Genomic DNA, 25,715 nt, shown 5'->3' with positions numbered 1-25,715 from the left:
ATGCCCGACACATCCTCATCCCTGCACCTGTTCGCTGACGTGCTCGCACGCGTACACGCCGCCTGCCGCGCGCTCGCGGCGGATGCCAGCTGGCCCGAGGGCATCGATTTCTCGCGCGTGGTGGTCGAGCCGCCGCGCGATGCCTCCCATGGCGACATGGCGACCAACGCCGCCATGGTGCTTGCGAAAGAGGCAAAGGCGAAGCCCCGCGATCTCGCCGAGCAGATCGCCGAGCGGCTGCGCGCTGACGCGCTGATCGCCAAGGTCGATGTCGCCGGCCCCGGCTTCATCAACCTGACGCTGAAGCCTGCCGCCTGGGCAGAAGCGCTGCGGACGGTGCTGCGCGAGGGCGCCGATTACGGCCGCGTCCGCGGCGGCTCGAAGGTCAACGTCGAATACGTCTCGGCCAATCCGACCGGACCGATGCATGTCGGTCATTGCCGCGGCGCCGTGTTCGGCGACGCGCTGGCAAGCCTGCTCCAGTTCGGCGGCCACGACGTCACGCGCGAATATTACATCAACGATGCCGGCGCGCAGGTCGACGTGCTCGCGCGCTCCGCGTTCCTGAGGTATCGCGAGGCGCTCGGCGAGGACATCGGCGCGATTCCGGAGGGCCTCTATCCGGGCGACTATCTGAAGCCCGTGGGGCAGGCGCTGGCGAAGGAGCATGGCGACAAGTTGCGTGCGATGACGGAAGCCGAATGGCTTCCGACCGTGCGCGCCAAGGCGATCGCGATGATGATGGACGAGATCAAGGACGATCTCGCCGCCCTCAACATCCGCCACGACGTGTTCTTCTCGGAGCGCTCGCTGATCGAGAGCGGCAACAACAAGGTCGCCGAGACCATCGATTTCCTGAAGGCCAAGGGCGACATCTACGAAGGCCGCCTGCCACCGCCGAAGGGGGCGCCGGTCGAGGATTGGGAAGATCGCGAGCAGTTGCTGTTCAAGGCGACCGCCTATGGCGACGACGTCGATCGTCCGCTGATCAAGTCGGACAATTCCTATACCTACTTCGCCTCCGACATCGCCTACCACAAGAACAAGTTCGACCGTGGTTTTGCGGAGATGATCGACGTCTGGGGCGCCGACCATGGTGGCTACATCAAGCGCATGCAGGCGGCAGTGAAGGCGACGACCTCGGGCAAGGGCGCGCTCGACGTCAAGATCGTCCAGCTCGTGAAGCTTCTGCGCAACGGCGAGCCGGTGAAAATGTCGAAGCGGAGCGGGGACTTCGTGACCTTGCGTGAGGTGGTGGATGAAGTCGGCCAGGATGCCGTCCGCTTCATGATGCTCTATCGCAAGAACGACGCGGTGCTCGACTTCGACCTCGCCAAGGTCATGGAACAGTCGCGCGACAACCCGGTGTTCTACGTCCAGTACGGCCACGCCCGCGGTCACTCGATCTTCCGCAACGCACGGGCTGAGGTGTTCCCGGACCTGCCGGATGATACCGCCAATCGCATCGCCTGGCTCAGTGAGTCGGCGGTGGAGCGGCTGTCGGACCCGGTGGAGCTCGACCTTCTCAAGCGTCTCGCAATTTATCCGCGGATGCTGGAAGCCGCCGCCGCGGCCCATGAGCCGCACCGGATTGCCTTTTATCTCTATGACTTAGCGAGCGAATTTCACGCGCTTTGGACGAAGGGGCGCGATTTGCCCTATTTACGCTTCATTATCAATAATGATGCAGATCTTACAAAGGCGCGACTGGCCATGGTCCAGGGCGTCGTCTCGGTCCTGGCATCGGGCCTCGCCATCCTCGGCGTCCATGCCCCGGACGAGATGCGGTAGTTTGGGGCGAACTACTTAAGGGGAATTCGGGGGTAACCGGCAGAAGCCGGACCGCTTAGACTTGGTTGAAAGCCTTGTGGGTCGAAAGCCGTGCCTTGGTCGAGGGGCGCGCGGCTTTCCCGAAGGGACGCATCATCACGATGGCCGAACGATATCAGGACAGACCGTTTCCTTCCGATGACTATGGTCGCGGCGGCGATCAGCATGGGAAGGCGGAAAATGATCCCTTGGCCGAGCTCGCCCGTCTGATCGGACAGACCGATCCGTTTGCAGCGCAGGGACGGCCCGCCGCGCGCCCGCCGGCCGCACCGGCGTCCGCCCAGAGCTACCAGGAAGACGACTACCGCCAGGACGATGACCAGCAGCACTTTGCCGAGCAGGCCCCGTCGGCTCCGCCCGGGCCGCCCTCATGGATGCGGCGTGCCAACGTGCAGCCGCAGCCGGCACCCGCGCCCGAGCCTGACTACCCCGTCTCCGTGAACCCGGTTCATCCGTTGCATCGCTATTCAGCCCAGCCGACCGCGCCCGAGTCTGATTTCCATCAGCCGCAGGCCTTTCAGGACCACGCTTATCAAGATCAGCCTTATCAGGCTCAGGCTTATCAGCAGGATCAAGCCTATCAGCAGGAGCAGGCCTACCAGGAGCCATACGCGCAGCCCGATCCGTCGCGCTATGACGATGCGCTCTACGGCAAGCTGGAGGCGGGTGAGCAGGACTATCAGCGCGATCCGGCCTATCCGGACGATCCCTACGCATTCCAGAGCGATTATCCCGAGGCCGATCTCGACGAGCCGAAGAAGCAGCGCGGCGGGATGATGACGGTTGCGGCGATCCTGGCGCTTGCCGTGGTCGGCACTGGCGCGGCCTTCGCCTACAAGACCTATGTCGGCTCGCCCCGCAGCGGCGAGCCGCCGATCATCAAAGCCGACAACACGCCGACCAAGATCGTGCCCGCGCCGACGGATTCCTCCGCCAAGGTGCCCGATCGCATGGTCAGCGGCGATGGCACTGAGAAGATCGTGCCGCGCGAGGAAGCGCCTGTTGACGTCAACGCCAAGGCGGGCGGTCCCCGCGTGGTGTTCCCGCCACTGAACCCGAATGCGAACCCGCCGCCGGTGGCGAGCGTGTCGCCGTCCACGATCCCGCCGCCGAGCGCGGGTCCGATTCCGAGCAACGGTACGCTGCCGAACAATTCGCCGCGCACGATCCGGACCGTGGCCGTGAGGGGCGATCAGACCGATAGCGCCACGCCGCAATCGGCCGCTGCCGCCAAGCCGGCAACTCCGCCGAAGCCGGTCGCTGCGCCGCCCGGGCCGCGCACGCCGCCGACCTCGGCCAATGCCAGCGCCAACCAGCCGCTCTCGCTGGCACCGCAATCGGCGCCCGCAGCCGAGCCGCCGCAGCGGATGGCTGCGACCAATCCGACGCAGGTCGCGCCCGCCAGCAGTGGCGGCAGCGGCTACATTGTGCAGGTCTCCTCGCAGCAGAGCGAGGACAGCGCCGCCGCGTCGTACCGGGTGCTTCAGAGCAAGTACGGCAGCGTGCTCGGATCGCGCTCGCCGGTGATCAAGCGGGTGGATCTCACTGACAAGGGCAAGGGCATCGTCTATCGCGCCTTCGCGGGGCCCTATGGCTCAGCCGAGGAGGCGACGCAGGCTTGCAACAGCCTGAAGTCCGCAGGCTTGTCGGCCTGCTTCGTCCAGAGGAATTAACGGCCGTTTCCTTGACCCCCTCGCGGGGCAGGGTTAATCGGCCCTTATGAGCACGCGGGCCTTCATTACCGGCGTATCCGGAACGGAACTGACCGCCGCCGAGCGGGAGTTTATCCGTGCCGAGCGCCCATGGGGCTTCATCCTCTTCAAGCGCAATATCGCCACGCCGGCTCAAGTTGCTGCATTGGTTGCAGAATTGCGCGCGGTTGCGAACGCGCCCGACGCCCCCGTCCTGATCGATCAGGAGGGCGGACGGGTACAGCGCCTGGGCCCGCCGCACTGGCCGGTCTATCCGCCGGGCGCCGTATTCGCGAATCTGTACGACAGTGATTCGGCGCTCGGGCTCACCGCGGCACGCCTCAGCGCGCGGCTGATCGCGGCCGATCTCGCCGATCTCGGCATTACCGTGGATTGCTTGCCGCTGGCTGACGTGCCGGTTCAGGGCGCGGATGCCGTCATCGGGAACCGGGCCTATGGCACCGAACCTGGCAAGGTCGCGGCGATCGCGCGCGCGGTGACCGAGGGCCTGGAGCAGGGTGGCGTGCTGCCGGTCCTCAAGCACATTCCCGGCCACGGCCGCGCCACCGCCGATACCCATTTCCAGCTGCCGACCGTCGACACGCCGAGGGACGAGCTGGAGCGGACCGACTTCGCGGCGTTCAAGCCGCTGGCGGACCTGCCGATGGCCATGACTGCACATGTTGTGTTTAGCGCGGTCGACCCCGCCCATCCGGCGACGACATCTGCGACAATGATTGCTCAGGTGATTCGCGGCGCAATCGGGTTCCAGGGTTTGTTAATGAGTGATGACGTGTCGATGAACGCGCTGGAGGGAAGCATCGCCGATCGGACCCGCGCCATCTTCGCGGCCGGCTGCGACATGGCTCTGCATTGCAACAGCAACATCGAGGAGATGCGCGAGGTCGCCGGCCAGACGCCTGAACTGTCCGGCATGGCGCTGGAGCGGGCGACAGCCGCGCTCGCGGCGCGCAAGGCGCCGCAGCCATTCGACCGGGCGGCCGCACGCGCCGAACTGGACGCATTGATCGCACGGGCAAACACGGCATCCGCATGACCGCAGAAATCCTATCGTTTGAAACCGGGCGGCCCGCAGAGCTCGCCGAGGGTGAGCCGGCGTTGGTGGTGGACGTCGAGGGCTATGAAGGCCCGCTCGACCTCCTGCTCGCGTTGGCGCGGCAGCAGAAGGTGGATCTCGCCAAGATCTCGATCCTGGCGCTGGCCGACCAGTATCTCCACTTCATCGAAGCCGCGCGAAAGATCCGGCTCGAGCTCGCCGCCGACTACCTCGTCATGGCCGCGTGGCTCGCCTTCCTGAAGTCGCGCCTGCTGCTGCCGGAGCCGCCGAGCGCGGAAGGGCCGAGCGCCGAAGAGATGGCGACCGCGCTTGCCAACCGCCTGCGCCGGCTGGAAGCCATTCGTGAAGCCGCCAACCGGCTGATGAACCGGCCGCAATTGCAGCGCGATATCTTCCCGCGCGGCGAGCCCGAGCAGATCGCAGAGATCAGGCATCCGAAATACACCGCGACGCTGTACGACCTGCTCACCGCCTATGCCTCGCAGCGCCAGTCGCGCGTGCTGGCGAGCGTGCATCTGGCCAAGCGTACGGTGTGGTCGCTCGCCGAGGCGCGCGCCACGCTGGAGCGGCTGGTCGGCAGCATCAGCGAACAGGATGACTGGGGCGTGCTCGACGACTTCCTGATCCGGCACGTCGCCGATCCGACGCAGCGTGCCACGGTGTTCGCCTCGAGCTTCGCCGCCGCGCTGGAGCTGGTGCGCGAAGGTCAACTCGAGCTGAACCAGAAAGAGGCGTTTGCGCCGATCTATTTCCGGAAGGGGCGCCCCAAACCGGTCCCCGACGCAGCTCCCGCGCCCGATGCGCCGGTCGCTTAAGTGCAAGAAGGAGAATCTGCCATGGCAAGCCTGGCTGAAGTGCGGGTAGACGAGGCCGAGCCGATGGAGAACGAATCCCAGGCACGTCCTGAAGAATTGCGGCTGCTGGAAGCGCTGCTGTTTGCGTCGAGCGAGCCGCTGGATACCGCGACGCTGGCCAAGCGCATGCCCGATGGCGTGGACGTCAAGGCCGCGCTCGAGCAGTTGCAGGCTGATTATGCCTCGCGTGGCGTGAACCTCGTGCGCGTCGCCAACAAATGGACCTTCCGCACCGCCGGCGATCTCGCCTGGCTGATGACGCGGGAGAGCACCGAGACCCGCCGCCTGTCGCGCGCGGCGATCGAGGTGCTGGCGATCATCGCCTATCACCAGCCTGTGACGCGCGCCGAGATCGAGGAGATCCGCGGCGTCGTCACCTCGAAGGGCACGCTCGACGTGCTGCTGGAGACCGGCTGGATCAAGCCGCGCGGCCGGCGCAAGACGCCGGGCCGTCCCTTGACCTTCGGAACCACCGAGGACTTCCTGTCGCAGTTCACCCTGGAACAGCTGGGCGATCTGCCGGGCCTGGAAGAGCTGAAGGGCACGGGCCTGCTGGATTCGCGCCTGCCGACCGGATTCAGCGTGCCGACGCCGTCCGATGACCCGCAACTGCGCGAAGACGAGGATCCGCTGGAACCGGGCGAGGACCTCGATCTCGCGCTGGCACCTGCGGTTGAGCCCGAGAGCCCGCCGGAAGGTGGCAATGAGGGCGGCGAGGGCGGCAGCGAGGACTAACCTCCCGGCCAATTACGGGCCCCCTGCGACCGGTTAACACTAGCAAGATTACGTAGCGCCAACAGCGAATTGGCGCCGGCTGGTCCTTGTTTTTGAGGCCTGCGGAGCCTACGTTCCGGTGAAGATCGGCCGGGTCCCCGGCCATGCGCGTTTGGAGGGTTGCAGGATGGGTTCACTCAGCATTTGGCACTGGATCTTGGTGATCGCAGTGGTCCTGTTGCTGTTCGGCCGCGGGAAGATTTCGGATCTGATGGGCGACGTGGCGCAGGGCATCAAGGCGTTCAAGAAGGGCATGCAGGACGACGACAAGCCCGCTGACAAGCCTGAGCCGGCCAAGTCCATCGAGCACAATGCCGCGCCGACCGCGGCACGCTCCGACGTCGGCAGCAAGGCCGTCTGAGCCAGAGAGCACGCGAGACGCGGGTAGCGGCCCCGATCCTGCGCGCGAGGGATTGGGCCGGCTTGTTGCTGGCGTGAACGGAAGACCTCATGTTCGACATCGGGTGGAGTGAACTGGTCCTGATCGGGGTCGTGGCCTTGATCGCCATCGGCCCGAAAGAGCTGCCGGGCGTTCTGCGCATGGTCGGGCAGTGGATGGGCAAGGCCCGCAAGATGGCCGCCGAATTCCAGGGCCAATTCCAGGAGGCGATGCGCGAGGCCGAGATGGCCGACCTCAAGAAGAGCTTCGACGAGGTCAAGGAAGCCGCCTCCGGCTTTGCCGGCAACAATCTGATGACCTCGCTCCAGAAGGACGTCAGCGACGCGCTCCGCGTCGATGCGCTCGACAAGCCAGCCGAGACGTCCTCAACGACTGCCATCGAAGCGCCGGCGACCTCAAGTGAGGCGCTCACGACTCCAACAACCCCGGAAGCCCCAACGCCGGAAACCTTCGTGGAAGCGGAAGCCCATGGCGCGGTGAACGAGCCGCTCGCCGTCACCCGTGAGGTCGAGCAGGCGCCGGTCGTTGCGCAAGACACCGCGCCATCCGAAGCGATCAAGGACGCCAAAGCGTCATGAGCGACGCCGATATCGAGGCCAGCAAAGCCCCGCTGATGGACCATTTGATCGAGCTGCGCTCGCGGCTGATCAAGGCGCTGCTCGGCTTTGGCGTGGCCTTCATCTTCTGCTTCTTCTTCGCCAAGCAGATCTACAACGTGCTGGTCTGGCCCTTCGTGTGGGTCGCCGGTCCCGAGAACTCGAAATTCATCTACACGGCGCTGTTGGAATATTTCATCACGCAGCTCAAGCTCGCGCTGTTCGGCGCCGGCTTCATCTCGTTCCCGATCGTGGCAACGCAGATCTACAAGTTCGTCGCGCCCGGGCTCTACAAGCACGAGAAGCAGGCCTTCTTGCCCTATCTGGTCGCGACCCCGTTCTTCTTCGTGCTGGGTGCGGCGCTGGTTTATTTCGTCGTGCTGCCGATGCTGGTCCGCTTCTCGCTTGGCATGCAGCAGGCCGGCAGCGACGAGACCGCCCAGATCCAGCTCCTGCCCAAGGTCGGCGAATATCTGTCGCTGATGATGTCGCTGATCTTCGCGTTCGGCATCGCCTTCCAGCTTCCGGTGATCCTGACGCTGCTCGGTCGCATCGGCATCGTCACCTCGAAGATGCTGCGCGAGAAGCGCCGCTATTTCATCGTGATCGCCTTCGTGATCGCGGCCGTGCTGACCCCGCCGGACGTGCTGAGCCAGTGCTCGCTCGCGATCCCCTTGCTGGCGCTCTACGAGGGCTCGATCATCGCGGTGGCGATGGTGGAGAAGAAGGCGGCGGCCGCGCAGGCCGCGACCAGCACCGACGTGTCGACGCCGGCCAATCCGGCAGAGTAGGGATGCGGTGTCATTCCCCGCCTTGTGCGCAATTGCGCACTGGAGCGGGGAATCCAGTACGCCGCGGCCTCTCGAGGAATCACGGTCGGCTCTGGAATACTGGATCGCCCGCTTTCGCGGGCGATGACAGCTGTGCTAGGGGGAAGCGCGCCAATGCAAACTTGCAACGTTTGCCGTTGTAGGTTTACGCGCTGATCCAGGACCACGGCCATGCACGACATCAAATCGATCCGCGACAATCCGCAAGCCTTCGACGCCGGTCTCGCCCGGCGTGGCCTGAAGCCGTTGTCGGCCGCGCTGCTCGCGATCGACGAGAGGCGGCGCGCAGCGATCCTGGCCTCCGAGCAGGCGCAGGCACGGCGCAATGCGGCCTCCAAGGAAATCGGCGACGCCAAGAAGGCCAAGGACGAGGCGCGTGCGGCCACGCTGATGGCCGAAGTCGCCGAGCTCAAGACCACGATGCCGCAGCTCGAGGCGGCCGCGAAGGCCGCCGACGAAGAATTGACGAAAGAGCTGTCCGCGATCCCGAACATTCCGTTCGATGAAGTGCCTGACGGTGTCGACGAGCACGGCAACGTGCAGCACCATGTGTTCGGCAACAAGCGCAACTACGGCTTCGCCCCGAAGCTGCATGACGATCTCGGCACCGCGCTCGGCTACATGGATTTCGAGGCGGCGGCAAAGCTCTCCGGCGCGCGCTTCGTCGTGCTGAAGAAGGGACTGGCGCGGCTCGAGCGCGCGATCGGCCAGTTCATGCTCGACCTGCACACGACCGAGCACGGCTACACCGAGATCAACCCGCCGCTGCTGGTGCGCAACGAGGTGATGTTCGGCACCGGACAGCTGCCGAAGTTCGAGGACGACCAGTTCTGGGCGATCAAGGGCGAACTGCTCGCCTCACCCGACCATGAGCGGCTGAAGACAGAGCGCCTCGGTCTCATCCCGACGGCGGAAGTCTCGCTGACCAACCTCGCGCGCGAATCCATCCTCGACGAGAAGCAATTGCCGATGCGGCTCACCGCGCTGACGCCGTGCTTCCGTGCCGAGGCGGGCGCTGCCGGGCGCGACACTCGCGGCATGATCCGCCAGCATCAGTTCACCAAGGTCGAGCTGGTTTCGATCACGACGCCGGAAGCGAGCAAGGACGAGCTGGAGCGGATGCTGTCCTGCGCCGAGCAGGTGTTGCAGAAGCTCGACCTGCATTATCGCGTGATGACGCTCTGCGCAGGAGACATGGGCTTTTCGTCGCAAAAAACCTATGACATCGAGGTCTGGATGCCCGGGCAGGGCGACGGCGGCATGTTCCGCGAGATCTCGAGCTGCTCGGTCTGCGGCGACTTCCAGGCGCGCCGCATGGACGCGCGCTCGCGCGGGCCGGACGGCAAGCCGCGCTTCGTGCATACGCTGAACGGCTCCGGCACTGCGGTCGGCCGCGCGCTGATCGCCGTGATGGAGACTTATCAGCAGGAGGACGGCTCGATTGCGGTCCCCAGCGTGCTCCAGCCGTACATGGGTGGATTGAAGGTGATCTCGCGCGACTGAGGCGTATTGCTCGCTGAAACGCAGAAACGTTTGGTTGCGAAGCTCAGGCGGGCGGTTATCCTGACGGCCACCCGTCAATGCGAACCCACCGTTCATGGCCTTGCACCGCGACATCTTCTGGGTTGGCAGACAATGGGCGGTGACGGGTTGCGGCATCCAGGCCGTCGATCAGCGCCTGCGCGGTGTGCTCGACATCGAGATCGCGCGGCTCTGGGACGAGGATCTCGTGCAGAGCCGGCGAGCCAAGCCCGGCGTCAATGCTGCGGATTTCGACAAGGCGCTGACAGTGGCACGCGAGCGTTTTCCGCAGACGCCGGCGCCGGGTACGATCGTTGCAGAGCTGGAGACGCTCGGCGTGATCGAGACTCCGGTTGTCAGTCCGGTCGTACCGGCGATGAAGCTGTATGCCGAAGGCAGGCTCGCACGCTTCCTGCCGCAATGGCGCATCCGCCGCTAGCCTAGCACGGGCACCGGGCTCGAACAGGTGGGCGGCATCCGGAAGCAAGCGTCGGGAACCGAAGCCGGCCGCGTGCTGCGCTGCGGCAATAAGCGGGATCACAGATGAGATCTGCGCGGTGGCCGGTTTGCCTGATCGGTCCCAGCCGGATAAGACGGCTCAGACCCCTTCAGGAATCGACCTTTCGCATGCGCATTCTCTGTACCAATGACGACGGCATTCACGCTCCCGGCCTCAAGGTCGTGGAGGAGATCGCGCGGGCATTGTCCGACGACGTCTGGGTGGTGGCGCCCGAGCTCGACCAGTCCGGCGTGTCGCATTCGCTGTCGCTGAACGATCCCTTGCGCCTGCGCGAGGTCGGGCCGCGGCACTTCGCCGTGCGCGGCATGCCGACTGACTGCGTCATCATGGGCGCGCGCCATATGGGCACCAAGCCGCCCGATCTCGTGCTGTCGGGTGTCAACAAGGGCCGCAACGTCGCCGAGGACGTGGTCTATTCCGGCACCATCGCCGGCGCGCTGGAGGGCACCATCCTGGGGCTGCCGTCGTTCGCGCTGTCGCAGGAGTTCAGCGTTGAGACCCGCGAGCGGCCGCCGTGGGACACCGCGCGCACGTTCGGCCCCGACATCCTGCGCAAGGTGATGGCCGCCGGCATCCCGAAGGAGACCGTCATCAACGTCAACTTCCCGTCCTGCGCGCCTGAGGATGTGCTCGGCATTCGCGTCACCCGCCAGGGCAAGCGCAATCTCGGCTTCCTCAGGATCGACGAGCGCAGGGACGGCCGCAACAATCCCTATTTCTGGATCGGCTTCGAGCGCGCGGCGATGATGGATACGCCCGCCGAGGGCACTGATCTGGCGGCGCTGCGCGAGCGCTATGTCTCGGTCACGCCGCTCAGGCTCGACCGCACCAACGAAGCGTTTTCCGAAGCACTGGGGGCGGCCCTGAAGTAGCGGCTAGTCGCCGCGAAGGGCGGCCTCGATGGTCCTGCCGAGCGCATCGAGCTGGAACGGCTTCTGGAGCGCGGGCCGGTCGCGATACTGCTCGGGCAGGCCGGAGGAGCCGTAGCCGGTGGCGAAGATGAACGGGCAGCCCTTCGCCTTGATCAGGTCGGCGACCGGGGAGATCACCTTGCCGTTGACGTTGACGTCGAGGATAGCGATGTCGAACTGGGTAGCTTCGGCGAGCCGCATTGCTTCGGGGATATCGCCGGCTTCAGCTGCGACCTTGTAGCCGAGCTCTTCCAGCATGTCCGCGACCATCATCCTGATCATCACCTCGTCTTCGACGAGAAATACAGAGCGGCCGGAAAGCCCTGTCGCGGTCATTGTCGGTGAGTCCTTGCCCAATCAAGAAAACGTTCGCAGATAACGCGAATCGACGCAATGCGCGTTTCGGCCAACGGACACCTGAAAATGGCCTTCGTAGCCAGTCCGCTGCAAGCCAATTTGTGGTCAAATGCCTCGGCGAAAGGCTATCATGAGTTCCTGAGCCGGAACAGGATTCTTGCCCCAGCCCTTGAGCTCCGCAAGCGATGATCCGGACCCTGACGAGACAACACTGGCAGCAATGACCTCCCATCAGCACCCGCCGGAAAAGATGATGTTTCAGCTCACGCTGAGGCGTCGGGGTATCAGCGATCAGGCGGTGCTGCGAACCATGGAGGAGGTGCCGCGCGAGCTGTTCGTCGACGAGGCCGATCGCGACGTGGCCTATCGCGATAGCGCGCTGCCGATCGCGTGCGGGCAGACCATCAGCCAGCCCTTCGTCGTCGCCTACATGACCGAGCAGCTCCAGCTCCAGAAGCAGCACCGCGTGCTCGAGATCGGCACGGGCTCCGGCTATCAGGCCGCCGTGCTGTCGCGGCTTGCAGGCCAGGTGCTGACGGTCGAGCGCTACCGCAAACTCGCGGACGCAGCACGCGCCAGGCTTGAGAAGCTCGACTATCACAATGTCGAGGTGATGCTGGGCGACGGTCTCAACCTGCCTGCCAATATCGGCCCGTTCGACCGCATCATCGTCACTGCCGCCATGGAGCAGATTCCGGAGAACCTAGTCGATCGGCTCGAGGTGGGCGGCATCCTGATCGCGCCCGTCGGCCCGCATCAGGGGGTGCAGACGCTGATCCGTCTGACCCGCAGCGCGACCGGGATCGACCGCAAGGAACTCGTCGAGGTCCGTTTCGTGCCGGCACTGCCCGGCGTGGCGCGGGAGCTGTAGATTTCCGGATTGGCTGTGCGGCCAACATCTTATTGGGAGGGTTAAGCCGTTATTTACTCGGCGCGTGTTTACTTAAAAGACCAGTTCTGTTGCGTACGAGTGAGTAACCATGTCTGTCGTCGCCGAGTTGCTTTACTCGCGCCGCGTACCGCAGGTCGCGGTGCTGGCGCTGATCTCCTTCAGCTTCGCTGGGTGCAGCGCCGACATGTCGTCGCGGCTGTCCCAGTCGAACTTCTCCAATCCTTTTGCCTCCGATCAGACCGGTTCGGTGCAGCAGGCACCGCCGCCGCAGCGTGAGTTGCCGCAATATTCGCGGCCGCAGACGCAGCCCGGTTATTACCAGTCGCAGCCCTTGCCGCCGCCGGCGGTGTCCGCGCCGCAATCCTATCCGGTTGCGGCAGGCGGCGGGATGTCTGGTGGCGGGCGGGGCGTCGGCTCCTACGCGCCCCCGGCGCAGCCGCATCTGGAGACCACGGCCACCGTGCCGTCGCGCTCGGTCGCGGCCGCCCAGCCGGCCGGCGGGACCAAGATCATCGTCGGCACCAGCGACACGCTCGACGTGCTGGCCAAGCGTTATCACGTCACGCCGCAGGCGATCCTCGCCGCCAATGGCTACAAGGGGCCGCGTGCGCTCTCGCCCGGCCAGCAGCTGATCATCCCGCATCCGGGCGCGACCGCGGCTGCACCTGCGCCGGCGATGGCTCCCGTCGCCGCGGCTCCGGCGATGGCGCCGGCGGCGAAGCCGGTTGCGGCCGTCGCCGCGCCGCCGAGCATGCACTTCGTCAACCGCGGCGACACGCTCGCCAGCATCGCCCGCAAGAATCACATCTCGGCGGCTGAACTGGCCCGCGCCAACGGCCTCGATCCGTCGGCGAAGCTCAAGCTCGGCACCAAGCTGACCGTTCCCGGCGCGAAGACCGCCGCCGCTGCACCTGTTGCTGCGGCTCCAGTCGGGGCAGCCCCCGTCGCCGGTACACTCCAGCCGGTTGCGGCCGCTCCGGCGCCTGCCACCAAGATGGCCGCTGTCGCCGCGCCGGTGCAGAGCGCGCGCCTGGCCCAGGCCACCGCCAATGTCGAAGAGAAGGCTGTCGAGGCACCTGCGAAAGCTGCGGAGACCACCAGCGCGCTGCCGACTTTCCGCTGGCCGGTGCGCGGCAAGGTGGTCACGACCTACGGCGCCAAGACCAACGGCAAGTCCAACGACGGCATCAATCTCGCTGTGCCCGAGGGGACGCCGGTCAAGGCGGCTGAAGACGGCGTCGTCGCCTATTCCGGCAACGAGCTGAAAGGTTACGGCAATCTGGTCCTGGTTCGGCACTCCAACGGCTACGTCACCGCATATGCCCATGCGAGTGAGCTGTTGGTGAAGCGCGGCGATACCATCAAGCGCGGTCAGGTCATTGCCAAGTCGGGTCAATCCGGAGAGGTGGCGTCGCCGCAGCTCCACTTCGAGATCCGCAAGGGATCGAGTCCGGTTGACCCGCTTCAATTCCTGAACGGGGCGTGACGCGTAGGGCCTGAGGAGTAGGGCAGGCCATCGCCACAAGGAAACTGCCATCGCCCGCGAAAGCGGGCGATCCAGTATTGCATAGACAGCAGTCGCTAGGCCGAGACGCTGCCGTGAACTGTGGCGTAGATCAGCACGCAGAAAAATTCGGATTAATAAAAGTTTGGCGAATGCCGGAAGCAGATCGCGTTCATGCGATTTCGCTCCGGCGGAATGTTTGTGCTTGCTCCTTCTTTTCCGGCAAGCTCTCTGAATCCCGAACCATTCAAAATCGCTGAGTTCGTCGCGTATGATTCGAGGGTCCGGTGTCGGAGCCTGGAACGCGTTGGTCGCGAGGCCGCTAAAGAGAATGAGATCAGGTTCGGCCTGAGGCTTTTGTGACCGGACGATCAAATTATCGAAGAACAACCCCAAACAAAGTAGCCGATGGCTGCCGGTGCGATGTCCTAATGTTCTGAATCTGCTTCGGTTTTGATGGCGCAGCGGACATGGCAGGGCTTGCTGGCGATCCAGCGCCGTCGTGAATGACCCGACCGGGCCCCTTTGATCTAGATCAACCTGGAAGTCGGGCGTTCCCCCTCCGTAGCAGCGCAGGCCAATGACGCACGGGTCCGGAGACCGGCATGAAGCTGGCTGATACGAAATCGTCGCGTGATTACGGACAATCGTTCCAGCATCCAGCAGGTGAGGGCATGCTGTACGTGCCGGGCGGCACGTTTCGCATGGGTTCGGATCGGCACTATCCGGAGGAAGCGCCGGTCCACCGCGTCACCGTGGATGCGTTCTGGATGGATTGCCATCCAGTGACGAACCGGCAATTCAAGGCGTTCGCCAAGGCTACCGGCCACGTCACCGTTGCCGAGATCACGCCCGATCCAAAGGACTATCCCGGAATGCTCCCGCATATGATCTACGCGGGCTCGCTAATGTTCTCTCCGCCCGCGCACCCGGTCAGTCTCCGGGACTTCAGCCAGTGGTGGACCTTCGCCAAGGGCGCGGACTGGCGACATCCCTACGGGCCGGGCGGCGACATCCGTGGGCTGGACGATCATCCCGTGGTGCATGTGGCCTTCAGCGATGCGCTCGCCTACGCAAGATGGGCTGGCAAGGATTTGCCGACCGAAGCGGAATGGGAATTTGCGGCGCGCGGCGGGCTGGATGGCGCCGAGTTCGCGTGGGGAGATGTTTTTGCGCCGGACGGCCGCCACATGGCCAACACCTGGCAGGGTGAATTTCCGCGCCAAAACACCAGGGACGATGGATACGAACGGACTTCGCCGGTCACCGCATTCCCGCCGAACGGATACGGGCTGCACGATATGATCGGCAACGTCTGGGAGTGGACGTCCGACTGGTACTCGCCTCGGCATGAAGCCGACGCTGCAAAAGCCTGTTGCATTCCAGAGAACCCGCGCGGCGGCCGTGAGGCCGATAGCTACGACCCCAGAACGACCAACGTCAAGATTCCACGAAAGGTCATCAAAGGCGGCTCGCATTTGTGCGCGCCGAATTACTGCCGACGCTACCGGCCGGCTGCGCGGCATGCGGAGCCGATCGATACTTCCACGAGTCATCTCGGCTTTCGGTGCGTCAGGCGAGGAGCCGCTGACGCATATTAAACAGGAGAGCGTAACCATGTTGAGTACTATATTGCCCGACAAGTCACGCAAGACACCTGGTTGGCACAAGCGGTCCTGCGCATCGCTGCTTGGCGCGACGATGTTGATGTCGCTGTCCGGGCCGACCAGCACGCCGGCAACCGCACAGCCGGCACAGAAACCCAATATCCTCTTCATCATGGGCGACGACATCGGCTGGATGCAGCCGAGCATCTACCACCGCGGCCTGATGGTCGGGGAAACGCCCAACATCGATCGCATCGGCAACGAAGGCGCGATCTTCATGCACTATTACGCCGAGCAGAGCTGCACGGCCGGCCGCAATGCCTTTTTCACCGGCATGAATCCGCTGCGCACCGGGATGATACCTCCGCAACTGCCCGGCAGCCCGTCCTATCTGCGGCCCGGCACCCCGTCCCTCGCGAAATTCCTGCTCGATCTCGGCTACAACACCGGCGAGTTCGGCAAGAACCATCTCGGCGACCACACCGACGCGCTGCCGACCGCGCATGGCTTCCAGGAATACTGGGGCTACCTATATCACCTCGATGCGATGCAGGGCGTGAGCTTCCCGGACATCAACAAGTCCCCGACCCAGCAGACGGTTGCCCCGCCATGCAAGAATACGCCGATCCCCGGTATCCCGGAAGTACCGGGCGCGGTCGATCCGCTAACGACGGTTTGCCTGACGCCTCCGCGCAACGTCCTGTCGTGCAAGTCGGATGGTACATCCAGGACTCAGCAGTGCATCGACCAGGGCCCGCTGACGCTCGAGCGATCGAAGGGTGTCGACGAGGAAATCTCGGCCAAGGTCATCGACTTCATCGATCGCAACGACCCGAAGACGACGGGCAAGCCTTTCTTCGTCTGGTACAACCCGGCGCGCATGCATGTGACGACCGTGCTTAACGACAAGTACATGGCAATGGTCGGCGAACCGGGTGGCAAGGACTGGGGCGTCAACGAAGCCGGCATGAAGCAGATGGATGACAACATTGGCTACGTGCTGAAGAAGCTCCAGGACATGGGCCAACTCGACAATACGATCGTCGTGTTCACCACCGACAACGGCGCCGAGACGTTCACCTACCCGGACGGCGGCACGACCCCGTTCAAGGGCTCGAAGATGAACACCTGGGAAGGCGGCATGCGCGCTCCGTGTGTCATTCGCTGGCCGGGTGTCATCAAACCTGGAACGGTCAAGAACGACATCTTCGCGTCGCTCGACTGGCTGCCCACGCTTGTCAATATCGCCGGCGGAGCCAAGGGCGATGCGCTGAACAAGCGGATCATGGCCGGCGCCTATCCGGGCATCGTCAAGACCAGGCTCGATGGCTTCGACCAGACCGAGTACCTCTCGGGACGTTCGGAGAAGTCGGCGCGCGATACCTTCTTCTACTATTCCAGCAGCCACCCGTCGGCGGTGCGCTACAAGAATTGGAAGATGTATTTCGCGATCGCGCCCGAAACCGCGACGGGCTTCCTCTCGCCGGGAGTCCAGACCCAGTTCGCAGCCGGCATGGTTAACCTCAAGCGCGATCCATTCGAGACGTCGTGGGGCGATGAGAAAAAGGCGAGTTTCTGGTTCAGCGGCGCGCTCGCCGGGCCGGTCACGGCTTACATATACGACTGGAACCTGCTGCCCATCGGGCAGGTGCTGTGGCTGAAGGAGCTGGAATCTTACAAGGAGTTCCCACCCCTTCAGGATCCCGCGAGCTACAACCTGGATCAGGTCATGGAACAACTCAAGAAGGGTCAGGGGCACCCGAGCCAGTAGCTCGGATGCTTGATGCGGGCGCCCGACATAGGGCGCCCGCCAACGGAATCGCGAGCAAAGTGATCAAGGAGGCCGCGCCGGACCGGTCGGCACCTCCACAAGCCACGTCCGCTTCCGATGCATCAAGCGAACAGAGCCAATTGCATAACAACAGGAGGAGCACGTCATGAGTAACAAGCGTCCGCCAGAAGAATCCCACGACGTTCCGCCGTAATCGGACGGCGGAATGAAACGCCGCGATCTGCTGCTGAGCGGAAGTTCGCTTGTGGCCGCTTCAATGTTGGCCAGTAGGGACCGCACGATCGAAACGGATCGACAATGAAACAGATCACGCGATCACGCCTTGACCGGCGCGCACTGCTCTCGTCTCTGGCGATGCTTCCGTTTCTATCTGTCGCTCTGCGTTCCACGTCCGCCATGGCCCAGACGCAAGCCGGTCCTCTGCCGTCCTGGAACGAGGGCCCGACGAAAGCCTCGATCGTCGACTTCGTCGCACGGGTCGCGGAGAACGGTGGACCCTATTTCGTGCCCCCCGATCAACGCATCGCAACCTTCGACAACGACGGCACGCTTTGGATCGAACAGCCGATGTATGTACAACTGGCGTTTGCGCTGGATCGCGTGAAGGTCCTTGCGCCTATGCATCCGGAATGGAAGGACAAGCAGCGACTTGAAGGCGCTCGCAGCTTTCGGGGAGAAGGGCGTGGCCGAGCTGCTGGCGGTAACTCACGCCGGCATGACGACGGCGGAGTTTGAGAAGATCGTCACAGACTGGCTTGCGACCGCGCGTGATGGCCGTTTCAAGCGTCCGTATACCGAACTTGTCTATCAGCCTATGCTCGAACTGCTCGCTTACCTCCGCACCAACGGCTTCAAGACCTTCATCGTGTCAGGTGGCGGCGTCGAATTCATGCGACCATGGACCGAGGCGATTTATGGCGTGCCTCCCGAGCAGGTCGTCGGATCGTCAATCAAGACCCGGTATGAGATGCGCGACAGCACGCCGGTTCTATTTCGCTTGCCGGATATCGATTTCATCGACGACAAGGCCGGCAAACCGATCGGGATCAATAGCCACATCGGCCGGCGTCCGATCGCCGCCTTCGGCAACTCCGATGGCGACCTCGAAATGCTGCAATGGGCGACGCTCGGTACCAGTGGCGCGCGGTTCGGCCTGATCGTCCACCATACCGATGCGGAACGCGAATATGCCTACGATCGCCAATCACATTTCGGCAAGCTCGATGTCGCTCTCGATGCTGCAGCGCTGAACAGGTGGACCGTTGTGGACATGAAGAACGACTGGAAGAGTATCTTTTCGTTTGATTAGAGGTGAAATCGTAAGACCCACGGCTGCGCGAATGCAGTGCGCAGCCAGCCATTAAGCTCAATGCACGCCGTTGGCATAGCACCCGACTATATTTTTAGATGTGGCCAATTCACAACGGACATCGGGTCCGGAGCATGCCTTACTTACAGCCCGTAGACGAAACTCCGATTCCTTCGGTCTCGAGATAGGCTTAGGCCTGATGACGGGACCAGGTCTTAAAACGGAAGGTGGGTTCGCGACCGCCAAATCTCGATGCATCCGTCGAACCGCTAGGAGATTGCAGATGAAGCCCACATTGGAATTTGCGGGTGCCTCTCAACCGACCCTGCTCAGCGCGGTTGTGGTTGCAGCTCTCACGTTTTCGCCGCAAATCGCGAGCGCCGACGAGAGCGGCATCTCGTTCTGGGTCCCGGGGCTGTTCGGCAGTCTGGCAGCGGCACCCACCGCCCCAGGCTGGTCCCTCGGGACGATCTATTACCACACCAGTGTGTCCGCCTCCGGTGCTGCCGCAGCGGCCCGAGAAGTTCAGATTGGCCGCTTCTCTCCGAACGTCAATGTCAACTTGAACGTAAATCTCAAAGCGCCGCCAGACCTGCTGTTTCTGGCTCCGACGTATACGTTCGCGACGCCGGTCCTCGGCGGGCAATTGTCCGTCGGTGTCATGGGCGTTTACGGCCGAAACAGCACGACCCTTGATGGCACGCTGACGACCGGGTTCGGTCCGATTTCGGCGACCCGCACGGGAAGCATATCGGACTCGCTCACCGGGTTCGGCGACCTCTATCCCATGGTCTCGATGAAGTGGCACGACGGCGTCCACAACTACATGACCTATGTGACCGGCGACATTCCAGTCGGCGCCTATGAACCCAGCCGCCTCTCCAACATCGGTATCGGTCATGGCGCCATCGACGCAGGCGGGGGTTACACTTACCTCAACCCGATGACGGGATATGAATTCTCCGGCGTCGGCGGCTTCACATACAACTTCAAGAACCCGGACACGCTGGTTCAGAGCGGCGTCGATTTCCACTTCGATTGGGGCGCGTCGAAATTTCTCTCAAAGCAGGCCTTCGTAGGTCTGGTCGGCTATGCCTATCAGCAGGTCTCCAACGATACCGGCGGACTGCCGGCCCTTGGCGGATTCAGGTCGCGAGTTTTCGGCATCGGTCCGCAGTTCGGCTATCTTTTTCCGATCGGCGGCATGCAGGGATATCTGAACATAAAGGGATATGGCGAATTCGAGGCGGCGAACCGGCCGTCGGGCTGGAATACCTGGCTGACCTTTGCGATTTCGCCCGCCGCACCTGAAAGCACCGTTGCGCCGACCCGGCACAGGGTGACGAAGTAGGGGATCAACTGGAGAAAGGCACAAACCGGCAACCCGCTCTAGCGGCACGTAGGGAATTGGTGCCGAGCTTGGTCGGAAGGTGGCCTATTGATCTGAGGGCAAAAAATGCTGAAGAGCAAAACCATCTGGCTCGGTTCGTTGGCATCAGTGGCCGCCATAGCGATTGCGAGCGCGCCTGCCGCAGCGCAGCAACCTAAGAATCCCAATATTGTCCTCATCCTCGCGGATAATCTGGGCTACGGCGAGTTGGGCGTATATGGCGGCGGTATCCTCCGCGGCGCGCCCACGCCACGTATTGACGCGCTCGCCGGTGAGGGCACCCGCCTCCTCAACTTCAATGTTGAAGCGCAGTGTACGCCGTCCCGATCGGCCCTGCTTACAGGACGCTTTGCCATCCGCTCCGGAACGTACGAAGTTCCGATCGGCGGCATCCCCGACGGATTAACACAGTGGGAGATCACGACCGCGGAGCTGTTGTCGGGGCAGGGCTACGCGACCGGGATGTGGGGCAAATGGCATCTCGGCAGCGCCGAAGACCGGATGCCTACCAATCAGGGCTTCGACGAGTGGTATGGCATCCCGCGCACGTATGACGAGGCGATGTGGCCGTCCCTGGACGAGACACGAAGCATGTGGCCGTCGGTCGGAAACAGGCAGGGTTGGAATGCGAAAGTCGTTCACCCTCAACATATCTATGAAGCACGCAAGGGCGATAAACCTCGACAGGTCGCCGTGCTGGATGTGGATTACCGCCGCACCATGGACGCGGAAATCACCAGCCGCGCAGTGGAGTTCATCAAGCGCAACGCGAGCTCAGGCAAGCCATTCTATGCCTACGTCCCGTTCGCGCACGTTCACATGCCGACGCTTCCAAATCTTGAGTTCGCGGGTAGAACCGGCAACGGCGATTGGGCCGATTGCCTGGCCGAAATGGACTACCGCACCGGGCAAATCCTCGATGCCATCAAGCAAGCAGGAATCGAAAACGACACGCTTGTGATATTCGCCAGCGACAATGGCCCGGAGGCAACCAACCCCTGGGAGGGTGACAACGGACCTTGGCGCGGAACTTACTTCACGGCGATGGAAGGTTCACTGCGGGCACCGTTCATCATTCGCTGGCCCGGCAAGGTGCCGGCGGGCCGCATCAGCAACGAAATCGTTCACATCGTCGACCTCTTCACGACGCTTGCGCGGGTCGGGGGCGCAGAGGTCCCTACGGATCGCGCGATTGACGGCGTGGATCAGCTAGATTTCTTTTTGGGCAAGCAGGAGGCCTCTAACCGCGAAGGGTTCCCCGCCTACGTGGCCGACCGGCTGTCAGCCGTCAAATGGCGAAACTGGAAAGTCCATTTGATCTGGCAGGAAAGTATGTACGCCACGCCGCAGAAATTGCCCTTGCCGAGAATCATCAATCTACTGACCGACCGGAAGGAGGAGCGCGATGTTGCCGCGCAAAACTCCTGGGTCGCCGATCCCGCAGTGAGAATCATCGGAGAACTGGAAGCGAGCTTCAAGAAGTACCCTCCGATCAAACTTGGCACCCCAGATCCCTACACACCGCCAGAACCGGTTTTGATGCGCACGCGCCCTTGATTCCCCGCCTTCCGGGAAAGACAGCCGCAACTGTAACTGGGTTGCGGTCCGACCGCTACTTTGCCGTCAGCTTCACGCCGAGCCGCCCCGCGAGCTCTTGGACGAACTGCCAGGCAACGCGGCCCGAGCGCGAGCCGCGCGTGGTCGACCATTCCAGCGCCTCGCGCTCCAGCGCGTCATCGTCGACGTTGATGCCGAAATGGCTGCAATAGCCACGCACCATCGCGAGATATTCGTCCTGGCTGCAACGGTGGAATCCGAGCCAGAGGCCGAAGCGATCCGACAGCGACACCTTCTCCTCGACCGCTTCGCCGGGATTGATCGCGGTCGAGCGCTCATTCTCGATCATCTCGCGCGCCAGCAGATGGCGGCGGTTCGAGGTGGCGTAGAGGATGACGTTCTCGGGCCGGCCCTCGATGCCGCCTTCGAGCACGGCCTTGAGCGACTTGTACGAGGCGTCATTGCCGTCGAAGGAGAGGTCGTCGCAGAACACGATGAAGCGGAAGGACGAGGCGCGCAGCTGCTCCATCAGCGCGGGCAAAGTCTCGATGTCCTCGCGGTGGATCTCGATCAGCTTCAGCTTGTCGGCCGGCTTGCGGTCCGCATTGATGCTGGCATGCGCGGCCTTGACCAGCGACGACTTGCCCATGCCGCGCGCGCCCCAGAGCAGGGCGTTGTTGGCGGGTAGGCCGCCTGCGAAGCGCTCGGTGTTCTCCATCAGGATGTCGCGCATCCGGTCGACGCCCTTGAGGAGGAACAGCTCGACGCGGCTGACCCGCGGCACCGCCGAGAGGCGGCCGTCCGGATGCCAGACATAGGCATCCGCCCGGCCGAACGACTCGGGCGCGGCGGCCGGCTTTCCCTGGGCGGAGAGGTGCGCCGCAATGGTCTCGAGGGCGAGGACGATCCGCTCCTGGTTGAGGTCAGGGGCTGCCTTGGAGATCGCCTTGGAGACTGCCTTGGAGGCTGCCGTGGGGCGTTTTGCCGCGACGCGGGCAGGCTTCCTGGCAGGGGTACGGGGGCCTTTGCCGGCCGGGCTTTTGCTTGGTTTTTTGGGCATGTCCGAAGTTCCTGAGAATGCAGCCTTATCGGGCCTGACGGCGCGCCGCAAGGTGACCAAAAGGGTGGTCTGGCAGCGTTGCAATTGGGGCGGTGGCCGCTATAGTCCGCGCGAATTTGACCGAGCCGGTCGCCTTTGAGGGCCTGACCGGCTTTCCCCCGTTGTCACGAGGATCGTCCGAATGCTGATTACCCCTGCGTATGCCCAGGCCGCGGGCGCCGGCGACACCAACAGCATGTTGATGTCGCTGCTGCCGTTCGCCCTGATCTTCGTGATCATGTACTTCCTGATTCTGCGTCCGCAGCAGAAGAAGGTCCGTGACCACGCCGACCTCGTGAAGAACATCCGTCGCGGCGACACCGTCGTGACCTCGGGCGGCCTCGTCGGCAAGGTCACCAAGGTCGTCGACGACGACCAGATCGAGTTCGAGATTTCCGACGGCGTCCGCGTCCGGCAGATGCGCCAGATGATCTCCGGCGTGCGCGCCAAGGGCGAGCCGGCGAAGGAATCCAAGGATAGCGCGAAGGAAACCGCCAAGGACGACGCCGCGTCGAAGTGAACGCTTCCGCGAGCATCTCAAGTCTCCTGATCTGACAGGTCCAGTCGATGTTGTATTTCACGCGGTGGAGGGCGCTGGGGGTTATCCTGACGGCGCTGATCGTGTGCCTCTGCGCGGTCCCGAACTTCTTCCCCGAGGCACAGGTCAAGACCTGGCCCGCCTGGGCGCAGCGCCGGCTCGTGCTCGGCCTCGACCTCCAGGGCGGCTCCTATCTGCTGCTTGAGGTCGATTCCAACTATGTGAAGAAGGAGAGGCTGGACCAGGTCCGCGACGACGTTCGCCGGACGCTGCGCGATGCCAAGATCGGCTTCACCGGCGGCGTCACCGTGCGCAACGACGCGGCCGAGGTTCGCATCACCAAGGAAACCGATGTGCAGCCGGCGCTCGCCAAGCTGCGCGAATTGGCCCAGCCGCTCGGCGGTCTGATGGGCTCCAGCGGTCAACGCGACCTTGAAGTGACCGATGCCGGTGGCGGCGTGATCCGCCTGAGCATCCCGCAGGCCGCGATGCTCGATCGCATGCGCAAGACCATCGAGCAATCGATCCAGATCGTCGAGCGCCGCGTCAACGAGCTCGGCACCGTCGAGCCCGTCATCCAGCGCCAGGGCAACGACCGCATCCTGGTGCAGGTCCCCGGTCTTCAGGACCCGACCCGCCTGAAGGAACTGCTGGGCAAGACCGCGAAGATGGAATTCCGCATGGTCGACACCTCCGTGCCGCCGGATCAGGCGCAGCAGGGCAGGTTGCCGCCGGAATCCGATCTGCTGATGAGCGCCTCGCCACCGCCCACACCTTACGTGGTCAAGAAGCAGGTGCTGGTCGCCGGCGGCGACCTGACCGATGCCCAGGCGAGCTTCGACCAGCGCACGGGTGAGCCGGTCGTCAGCTTCAAGTTCAACACGTCGGGCGCGCGCAAGTTCTCGCAGGCCACGCAGGAAAACGTGGGGCTGCCGTTTGCGATCGTCCTCGACAACAAGGTGATCTCGGCGCCCGTCATCCGCGAGCCGATCACCGGCGGTCAGGGCCAGATCTCCGGCAATTTCACCGTGCAATCGGCCAACGATCTCGCGATCCTCCTGCGCGCCGGCGCGCTGCCGGCGCCGCTCACCGTGGTCGAGGAGCGCACCGTCGGTCCGGGCCTTGGCCAGGACTCGATCGAGAAGGGCGAGCTTGCGGCTTACGTCGGCTCGATCCTGGTCATCATCTTCATGCTCGTGACCTATCGGCTGTTCGGGGTGTTCGCCAACATCGCGGTGGCCATCAACGTCGCCATGATCTTCGGCCTGCTGTCGCTGCTCAACGCCACGCTGACGCTGCCCGGCATCGCCGGCATCGTACTCACCGTCGGCATCGCCGTGGACTCCAACGTGCTGATCTACGAGCGCATCCGCGAGGAGCTGCGCGGCGGCCGTAACGCGATCTCGGCGATCGACGCCGGCTTCAAGCGGGCGCTCGCGACCATCCTCGATTCCAACATCACCACCTTCATTGCCGCCGCGGTGCTGTTCTACATCGGCACCGGCCCGGTGCGCGGCTTCGCCGTGACGCTCGGTATCGGCATCATCACCACGGTGTTCACCGCCTTCACCCTGACCCGGCTGATCGTCGCCGGGTGGGTGCGGTGGAAGCGGCCGCAGAGCGTGCCGATCTAGGAGCCTGATTGTGAATCACACCGTTCTCATCGGGCTCGGCGTCCTCATCACTATTCTCACCGTGGTCGCGGCCCTCGGCTTGCTGCCGTCGTTGCGCATTGTCCCGGACAACACGCATTTCGACTTCACGCGATTCCGCCGCATCAGCTTCCCGATCTCGGCGGCGCTGTCGATCGTCGCCATCACGCTGTTCTTCACCCACGGCCTGAACCTCGGTATCGACTTCAAGGGCGGCACGTTGCTGGAGGTGCGGGCCAAGTCCGGCGCCGCCGACATCGCGGCGATGCGCACGACGCTGGATGGCTTGCGTCTGGGCGAAGTCCAGCTCCAGCAGTTCGGCGGGCCCGAGAACGTCCTGATCCGCGTTGCGGAGCAGCCGGGCGGCGATACCGCCCAGCAGGAGGCCGTGCAGAAGGTCCGTACCGCGCTCGGCGATTCCATCGAGTACCGCCGCGTCGAGGTGCTCGGTCCGCGCGTCGCCGGTGAGCTCTTGGCCTACGGCATGCTCGGCCTGATGCTCGCGATCGTCGCGATCCTGATCTATCTCTGGTTCCGCTTCGAATGGCAGTTCGCGCTGGGCGCCATGATCGCCAACGTGCACGACATCGTGCTGACGATCGGCTTCATGTCGATCAGTCAGGTCGATTTCGACCTGACCAGCATCGCCGCGCTTCTGACCATTCTGGGCTATTCGCTCAACGACACGGTCGTCATCTACGACCGTATCCGTGAAATGCTGCGGCGCTACAAGAAGATGCCGATGCCGCAGCTGCTCAACGAGTCCATCAACTCGACGCTGTCGCGCTCGATCATCACCCACGTCACGGTGACGCTGGCGCTGCTCGCGCTGCTGCTGTTCGGCGGTCACGCCATCCACAGCTTCACCGCGGTGATGATGTTCGGCGTGGTGCTGGTCGGCACCTACACCTCGATCTTCATCGCGGCGCCGATCCTGATCTATCTCGGCGTCGGCGAGCATCGCGAAGATGCGCCGGATACGGCTACGCCGGCGAAGAAAAACAAGGCATGAT

General features: G+C 63.8%; 22 protein-coding genes and 1 pseudogene. 21 read left to right on the top strand and 2 right to left on the bottom strand.

The annotated features are described in order from the left end of the window. The 11 genes from argS to surE all read left to right on the top strand — a co-directional run bounded on the left by argS (position 1) and on the right by surE (position 10,966). The gene (argS, locus tag ACFLEY_RS24850) at positions 1-1,791 is read left to right on the top strand and encodes an arginine--tRNA ligase (RefSeq protein WP_060912322.1); all 1,791 of its coding nucleotides are present in this window, start codon (positions 1-3) and stop codon (positions 1,789-1,791) included. A 140-nt stretch (positions 1,792-1,931) separates the two neighbouring features. Further along, positions 1,932-3,503, top strand: coding sequence for an SPOR domain-containing protein (locus ACFLEY_RS24845; protein ID WP_060913106.1), 1,572 nt, complete (start codon positions 1,932-1,934; stop codon positions 3,501-3,503). Positions 3,504-3,549: 46 nt separating this feature from the next. Further along, the gene (nagZ, locus tag ACFLEY_RS24840) at positions 3,550-4,578 is read left to right on the top strand and encodes a beta-N-acetylhexosaminidase (RefSeq protein ID WP_060912321.1); all 1,029 of its coding nucleotides are present in this window, start codon (positions 3,550-3,552) and stop codon (positions 4,576-4,578) included. Further along, the gene (locus ACFLEY_RS24835; RefSeq protein WP_060912320.1) at positions 4,575-5,414 is read left to right on the top strand and encodes a ScpA family protein; all 840 of its coding nucleotides are present in this window, start codon (positions 4,575-4,577) and stop codon (positions 5,412-5,414) included. The genes nagZ and ACFLEY_RS24835 overlap by 4 nt, the downstream gene beginning before the upstream one ends. 21 nt (positions 5,415-5,435) lie before the next feature. Then, on the top strand, positions 5,436-6,188 hold the full coding sequence (scpB, locus tag ACFLEY_RS24830) for an SMC-Scp complex subunit ScpB (RefSeq protein WP_028171841.1): 753 nt from the start codon (positions 5,436-5,438) through the stop codon (positions 6,186-6,188). A gap of 166 nt (positions 6,189-6,354) precedes the next feature. Further along, positions 6,355-6,588 (top strand): twin-arginine translocase TatA/TatE family subunit, encoded by a 234-nt coding sequence (locus ACFLEY_RS24825; RefSeq protein WP_011087519.1) that lies wholly within the window; start codon positions 6,355-6,357, stop codon positions 6,586-6,588. An 89-nt stretch (positions 6,589-6,677) separates the two neighbouring features. Continuing rightward, entirely contained in the window at positions 6,678-7,205 is a 528-nt protein-coding gene (gene tatB, locus ACFLEY_RS24820) for a Sec-independent protein translocase protein TatB (protein ID WP_060912319.1), read from the top strand. Beyond that, positions 7,202-8,014: a twin-arginine translocase subunit TatC gene (tatC, locus tag ACFLEY_RS24815; RefSeq protein WP_060912318.1), complete on the top strand. Its 813-nt coding sequence runs from the start codon at positions 7,202-7,204 to the stop codon at positions 8,012-8,014. Before tatB ends, tatC begins: the two co-directional genes overlap by 4 nt. Positions 8,015-8,224: 210 nt before the next feature. After that, positions 8,225-9,556, top strand: a complete 1,332-nt coding sequence (gene serS / locus ACFLEY_RS24810) for a serine--tRNA ligase (RefSeq protein ID WP_060912317.1) — start codon at positions 8,225-8,227, stop codon at positions 9,554-9,556. A gap of 94 nt (positions 9,557-9,650) precedes the next feature. Beyond that, positions 9,651-10,013, top strand: a complete 363-nt coding sequence (locus ACFLEY_RS24805) for a hypothetical protein (RefSeq protein ID WP_396604233.1) — start codon at positions 9,651-9,653, stop codon at positions 10,011-10,013. A 188-nt stretch (positions 10,014-10,201) separates the two neighbouring features. Then, on the top strand, positions 10,202-10,966 hold the full coding sequence (surE, locus tag ACFLEY_RS24800; protein WP_396604232.1) for a 5'/3'-nucleotidase SurE: 765 nt from the start codon (positions 10,202-10,204) through the stop codon (positions 10,964-10,966). Between the two features lie 3 nt (positions 10,967-10,969). On the opposite strand, the gene ACFLEY_RS24795 is transcribed toward surE, so the two are convergent. After that, the gene (locus ACFLEY_RS24795; protein ID WP_011087513.1) at positions 10,970-11,341 is read right to left on the bottom strand and encodes a response regulator; all 372 of its coding nucleotides are present in this window, start codon (positions 11,339-11,341) and stop codon (positions 10,970-10,972) included. Positions 11,342-11,582: 241 nt separating this feature from the next. Here ACFLEY_RS24795 and ACFLEY_RS24790 point away from each other — a divergent pair, with 241 nt between their 5' ends. The 7 genes and pseudogenes from ACFLEY_RS24790 to ACFLEY_RS24760 all read left to right on the top strand — a co-directional run bounded on the left by ACFLEY_RS24790 (position 11,583) and on the right by ACFLEY_RS24760 (position 21,413). Further along, on the top strand, positions 11,583-12,233 hold the full coding sequence (locus ACFLEY_RS24790) for a protein-L-isoaspartate(D-aspartate) O-methyltransferase (protein ID WP_011087512.1): 651 nt from the start codon (positions 11,583-11,585) through the stop codon (positions 12,231-12,233). A gap of 109 nt (positions 12,234-12,342) precedes the next feature. Next, on the top strand, positions 12,343-13,740 hold the full coding sequence (locus tag ACFLEY_RS24785; protein WP_211433793.1) for a LysM peptidoglycan-binding domain-containing M23 family metallopeptidase: 1,398 nt from the start codon (positions 12,343-12,345) through the stop codon (positions 13,738-13,740). Positions 13,741-14,363: 623 nt separating this feature from the next. Continuing rightward, positions 14,364-15,359 carry a formylglycine-generating enzyme family protein gene (locus ACFLEY_RS24780; protein ID WP_060912314.1) on the top strand — a complete coding sequence of 332 codons (996 nt, stop codon included), beginning with the start codon at positions 14,364-14,366 and terminating at the stop codon, positions 15,357-15,359. Between the two features lie 100 nt (positions 15,360-15,459). Beyond that, on the top strand, positions 15,460-17,136 hold the full coding sequence (locus ACFLEY_RS24775) for an arylsulfatase (RefSeq protein WP_060913105.1): 1,677 nt from the start codon (positions 15,460-15,462) through the stop codon (positions 17,134-17,136). Between the two features lie 318 nt (positions 17,137-17,454). Next, positions 17,455-18,466, top strand: a pseudogene (locus ACFLEY_RS24770) (HAD family hydrolase). Positions 18,467-18,749: 283 nt separating this feature from the next. Then, positions 18,750-19,817 carry a transporter gene (locus tag ACFLEY_RS24765; protein ID WP_162494106.1) on the top strand — a complete coding sequence of 356 codons (1,068 nt, stop codon included), beginning with the start codon at positions 18,750-18,752 and terminating at the stop codon, positions 19,815-19,817. Positions 19,818-19,922: 105 nt separating this feature from the next. After that, on the top strand, positions 19,923-21,413 hold the full coding sequence (locus ACFLEY_RS24760; RefSeq protein ID WP_082757003.1) for an arylsulfatase: 1,491 nt from the start codon (positions 19,923-19,925) through the stop codon (positions 21,411-21,413). Between the two features lie 55 nt (positions 21,414-21,468). Here ACFLEY_RS24760 and ACFLEY_RS24755 read toward each other — a convergent pair whose 3' ends face one another. Next, on the bottom strand, positions 21,469-22,473 hold the full coding sequence (locus ACFLEY_RS24755; RefSeq protein ID WP_211433792.1) for an ATP-binding protein: 1,005 nt from the start codon (positions 22,471-22,473) through the stop codon (positions 21,469-21,471). Positions 22,474-22,654: 181 nt separating this feature from the next. Here ACFLEY_RS24755 and yajC point away from each other — a divergent pair, with 181 nt between their 5' ends. The 3 genes from yajC to secF are packed head-to-tail and all read left to right on the top strand — an operon-like array spanning position 22,655 to position 25,714. Beyond that, positions 22,655-23,032, top strand: coding sequence for a preprotein translocase subunit YajC (gene yajC / locus ACFLEY_RS24750; protein WP_028171851.1), 378 nt, complete (start codon positions 22,655-22,657; stop codon positions 23,030-23,032). A 47-nt stretch (positions 23,033-23,079) separates the two neighbouring features. Then, positions 23,080-24,684, top strand: coding sequence for a protein translocase subunit SecD (gene secD, locus ACFLEY_RS24745; RefSeq protein ID WP_060912313.1), 1,605 nt, complete (start codon positions 23,080-23,082; stop codon positions 24,682-24,684). A gap of 10 nt (positions 24,685-24,694) precedes the next feature. After that, positions 24,695-25,714, top strand: coding sequence for a protein translocase subunit SecF (gene secF, locus ACFLEY_RS24740; protein ID WP_011087502.1), 1,020 nt, complete (start codon positions 24,695-24,697; stop codon positions 25,712-25,714). The last annotated feature ends 1 nt before the right edge of the window (position 25,715 follow it).

The organism is Bradyrhizobium sp. YCK136 (assembly GCF_044570075.1).
GTDB lineage: Bacteria > Pseudomonadota > Alphaproteobacteria > Rhizobiales > Xanthobacteraceae > Bradyrhizobium > Bradyrhizobium diazoefficiens.
Note: the sequence above shows the minus strand (reverse complement) of the source record. Positions and strands in the feature narration are given on the sequence as shown.